This is a genomic window from Geitlerinema sp. PCC 9228 (assembly GCF_001870905.1).
In the GTDB taxonomy this organism is placed as follows: domain Bacteria; phylum Cyanobacteriota; class Cyanobacteriia; order Cyanobacteriales; family PCC-9228; genus PCC-9228.
Map to the genome: position 1 here is coordinate 1 of NZ_LNDC01000055.1, position 4,714 is coordinate 4,714.

General features: G+C 46.1%; 4 protein-coding genes. 3 read left to right on the top strand and 1 reads right to left on the bottom strand.

The features are described from left to right. The 3 genes from AS151_RS04115 to AS151_RS04125 all read left to right on the top strand — a co-directional run. Positions 1 to 1,994: CHAT domain-containing protein (locus tag AS151_RS04115; protein WP_139240498.1), on the top strand; the 1,994-nt coding region annotated here is incomplete at its 5' end. Positions 1,995 to 2,020: 26 nt separating this feature from the next. Further along, positions 2,021 to 2,419 carry a hypothetical protein gene (locus AS151_RS04120; RefSeq protein WP_071515792.1) on the top strand — a complete coding sequence of 133 codons (399 nt, stop codon included), beginning with the start codon at positions 2,021 to 2,023 and terminating at the stop codon, positions 2,417 to 2,419. Between the two features lie 179 nt (positions 2,420 to 2,598). Then, positions 2,599 to 3,342, top strand: coding sequence for a hypothetical protein (locus tag AS151_RS04125; protein ID WP_211517516.1), 744 nt, complete (start codon positions 2,599 to 2,601; stop codon positions 3,340 to 3,342). Positions 3,343 to 3,847: 505 nt separating this feature from the next. Here AS151_RS04125 and AS151_RS04130 read toward each other — a convergent pair. Beyond that, positions 3,848 to 4,453 (bottom strand): hypothetical protein, encoded by a 606-nt coding sequence (locus AS151_RS04130; protein WP_170861309.1) that lies wholly within the window; start codon positions 4,451 to 4,453, stop codon positions 3,848 to 3,850. Positions 4,454 to 4,714: the final 261 nt, after the last annotated feature.

Below are 4,714 nucleotides of genomic sequence, written 5' to 3' on the forward strand. Positions count from 1 at the left end.
GGACGCAAAATAACTTAGCAAATGCCTACAGCGATCGCATCCGGGGAGAGCGCGCCGAGAACCTGGAGCAAGCCATTGCTGCCTTCGAAGCTGCTTTACAAGTGCGTACCCGCAGTGCCTTTCCCCAAGATTGGGCAATGACGCAAAATAACTTAGCAAATGCCTACCGCTATCGCATCCGGGGAGAGCGCGCCGAGAACCTGGAGCAAGCCATTGCTGCCTACCAAGCTGCTTTAGAAATTCACCAACCGGATACGTTTCCTGCTGACTGTCGCTCGACAGCCTATAATTTAGGTAACCTCTACACTGAGGATCGGCGTTGGGAAGAAGCCAGCACTTCCTACCGACTGGCGCTAGAAGCTACGGAAAACCTCTATCGACGTTCTTTTTCCCTGAAGGGCAAGGAAGCAGAGCTAGCAACGGTACAAGACCTTCCCCGACATGCTGCCTATGCCCTAGCCCGTGCCAGTCGCTTATCAGAAGCTGTCTTGACTGTAGAGCAAGGGCGGGCGCGCCAAACCAGCGAAACAATCGCCCGCGAGCGAACCAATTTAGAACAAGTTCAAACGCTAGCGCCAGAACTCTACCATAGCTACCAGCAAGCAGCCACTCAGTTGCGCCAATTGGAAGACCAAAACCGCATCGCTAGCTTGCACCAGACAAGCAATTCCCCGAACGTCACACCCGAAACCAATCGCCAACAGATTTTGCAAGCCCGACAAAAGCTAGATGAAGCCATTGAAAGCATTCGCTCCCTTCCCGGCTACGAAAACTTTCTGGCTGCACCCACCCTGGATGACATTTCGCGATCTTTGCAATCGCACGAATCTCTCGTCTATCTCATCGCAGTTGATGAAGGAAGTCTGGCTCTCCTTGTCAGCACTTCTTCTACAAACACCGAACCAACCATCGAACCCATTTGGTTGGATGCTTTCCAGCTAGCGGACTTGAGAATGCTCTTGTTGGGTGAGGAAGAAAAAAAAGAACTAGCAGGATGGTTTGGTGCCTACAATAACCGTAAAGATAACCAGCAAAAGTGGTGGGAGGAACTCGATCGCGTTACCGGTCAATTGTGGTTGCCAGTCATGCAACCCATTCTCCATCGTCTGAAAGAACTAGAAATGCAAAAAGCAATCCTAATTCCCACAGGTGCATTCGGATTGTTGCCCCTCCATGCTGCTTGGACGGAAGATACGACCCAACCCAGCGGTCGGCGCTATGCTTTGGATGAACTCTGCCTCACTTACGCTCCCAATGCCCGTACGCTCGCCTCAGCCAGAGAAACAGTCGCCAAAACCCTACCGGATTCCATCTTAGCAGTCAGCAATCCAAACAAAGATTTACCCAATTCGGAGCTAGAAGTTCGAGAAGCAGTAACTTCCTTTGCCAACCATCAAGTTTTTCCACACGAACAGGCAACCCGAGAAGCTGTCAAGAGCGTACTCTCAGACTACACTGTCTACCATTTTTCCTGTCACGGTTATGCTAACTTTGCAGAACCCCTCAATAGTGGCTTATCGATGGCAGGGAACGAATTTTTGACCCTCAACGATTTGTTTGCACTGCGCTTGCCAGGGGCACGTTTGGCAGTACTCTCGGCTTGCGAAACAGGGTTACCGGGGGGACGGGTTATCGATGAAGCAGTCAGCCTACCCACGGGAATGCTGCAAGCTGGGATTGCTGGTGTGGTCGCTTCTCTTTGGGCAGTTCTCGAACGAGAGACAACCATGCTCATGATACGATTTTACGAACTCTGGCGCTGCCAAAACCTCGATCCGCCCGAAGCCCTGCGGCAAGCACAGCAGTGGATGCGAGACACCACCAATCAAGAAAAAATCGATTATTTCCAAAGTTGTTGTTCCGAGTCTGCCACCACTGGCATAACCCCGGAAACAGCAAGATCTCTTTACCGGTCCATTCGTTTTACCCCTCCCCAAAATCGCGATTTCGCCCATCCCTTTTATTGGGCAGCATTTGGTTACACTGGCATTTAATTTAAATAAAGAGGAGACAGCCAACCATGCCAGAATCAGAAAAAATCTTTGAAGCTGCGCGTTCGATTCGTCCCTATCTGTCAAAGCTATTAGAGCCAGAAGCAGCCAACAACCTAGACGCGAAGATTGCCAATCTGCTGATGCGCCTTCAAGATAGCGAGGCAGACCAGGCAGATATAGAGTTCCAACTCGGCGATATCCTAGCTTCTGAGGAGGCAACGCGCCAATGGATGCAGAAATTTCTGGAACACGACCATCCACCAGAAGTAGAAAGGAACTATCAACCTCTTCCAGGCAATCCCTCACCAATAGGCGGTTTGGTTAGGTATTGTTGTCCCTACGGTGACTATGACTGGTATCTATCTGAACAAGGGGAATCGATTCCCAACTGTCCCACCCATAATGTTCCTCTCGAAAGAGCTTAATTGTTAGAATGCCAACGAAATTTCTAGAAACTCTAGGCAGCAAACTCGCTCAAAAGTGGGTGTCAACGATACTAACCCCAGCTTTTCTTTTTTGGATAGGGGGACTCGGGGCGTGGATCTGGCGAAATGACTGGCGTTCCCTAGAAACATGGCTGACCCAACCTTCCCAAGCGGCACAAATGGCGTTGTTGGTGGGTTGGTTGCTGGTCATTCTTATTTCTGCTCTCCTCATCAAACGGTTCGATTTATTTGTTTTGCGTCTTTTAGAAGGCTACTGGCCGCCATATCTCTTTTGGCTCAAGTCTTTTTTCTTGCGCAGGCAACACAAAAGAATCAAAAATTTGCAAACAAAATTCCAACAACTAGCATTAAAATACTTTCAAAATGCACTAACTGTAGAAGAAAGCGACCAATTTGTACGGTTAGACTTACAAAAACGTAGAATTCCTAATTATATTATGCCTACTGAGTTAGGTAATATTCTACGTGCTGCCGAAGAAAAACCGAAAAACAAATATGGGTTGGATGCAATTATCTGTTTTCCACGTCTTTGGTTGTTGCTTCCTGAAAACGTTCAAACTGAGTTAAGTGAAGCCAGAACGCAACTCAATACCGGTGCCAGAATTTGGCTGTGGAGCGTTCTGTTTCTGGTTTGGACTCCTTTTGCTTTGTGGGCGATACCAGTAAGTTTAATTTCAGCGTATTTGAGCTATCGTTGGACAATTGATGTCGCGATCGTCTACGGTGAACTAATAGAATCCGTATTCGACCTTTATCGAACTTTACTCTATAAATCCTTGCGTTTCCCACTGCCAAGTTCTCCGCAAGAAGAGAAAGAAATGGGCCAAAAAGTGACTCAATACCTGTGGGGAAGAGATTTTAAACAACTTAACCTAACGTTTACCGACGAACAGTCTTCGTAACTCACAAGCAAACCTAGGGCGATGGAGGGCGAATTTTCTATATTTCTGTGAGTTTTAGCAAAGGTGGGAAGGCTTGCCAAAAATTCCAAAACATCCGCCAATCCAGAAAATCCCGATTGAGCATCTGCACGCCATTCCCGCAACCCCAGTTCTAAAATTGGCGGTAATCGATCTGGCAGCGAACCTAACCGCATCGCTAATTCATACGAAATCCGATATTACTAAACCACAAACATAACCCGAACCGTCCCCTTTTACAAGGGGGACAACAGGGGGTTCTGACCCGCTTGCATTATCGGGGCTTGCCAGTACGGATTGGGTATCATCTGGAAATTCAATATATATTAATCTGCATAAGCCAGTCCTGACTTGTTTGCACTTTTGTGGTTCAATTTTACCAAATACTTTTCCAGTTTGATAACTCGCCGAATCTCAGAAACATCTTGCTCTTCGCCTTTTCGACAAAATGGAATATGTTTTTTTAGATGGCAAAAGTTCGACAAGCTTACAATAAGGCTTGAACCAAGATTCGCATTAACGGGTCAATATCTTCAGGCACTCGATAGCTTTCCCAACCTTGCTCGATTTGTTGTTTCTCCCGATTCAATTTAGCAAACTCCCAAATTTTCCCTGTGGTTACTGCCCCCACAAAATCAGTTTGTTCCTTATCTTGCTGCCATTGTTCCAAAGCAATTAACTCGGCAAGCAATTGCGTCATCCCATAATCCAAATCTTCCCGCTTTGCTTCCACAACCAACAAACGAGTGGCACTCTCTAAATAATAATCCAAATTTCCTTGTAATTGTTCGTTTGCTTTGATAGGATACTCTATAAAGATTTCAGCTTGCGTGTAGTGAACCAAGTCGAAAATCACGGGTGAAATTAAAATTTCTCGCCTAGCAGCTTCGCTAGACAAGGAAGCATAGGGCAAAATTTCCTCAATCCGTTCTTGCAATTGGTCGATTCGATCCAGATAGCCTTGATATTGAGGCAAGTTCAGTTTGGTTCTAGCAAAGCGATAGCCGAAATCGTTGGCTAAATCTTTGGGTTCGATTTTGAGATCGAAAATCTTGCCGAAGGTGTAAGATTGTTCCGGGTTGAGGGTCTTCACTAGTATTATTGCTGTTGTTACGCAACCGAGATGCGAGATTTAGAATACACTACCATCTCCATTTCCGAATTTTCAAGATAAAGTGCAATATTATAGGCGATCGCAGCATTTGTATTTAGATTGTCAATCATATTCCATTTATATTTCATGTAAAATTTCATGGATATGTTGAAAAATTTTCTCAATAATTGATGAATTATTCTGTAGCCGCAAACTCGCAGATGGTTTGATAGGAGCAAAATTTGCAGGTTTGGGGGTCAG

Bases quoted from the DNA above. Each gene is read 5' to 3' on its own strand.
- AS151_RS04120 (WP_071515792.1), top strand. From the start codon at position 2,021: ATGCCAGAATCAGAAAAAATCTTTGAAGCTGCGCGTTCGATTCGTCCC.
- AS151_RS04125 (WP_211517516.1), top strand. From the start codon at position 2,599: ATGGCGTTGTTGGTGGGTTGGTTGCTGGTCATTCTTATTTCTGCTCTC.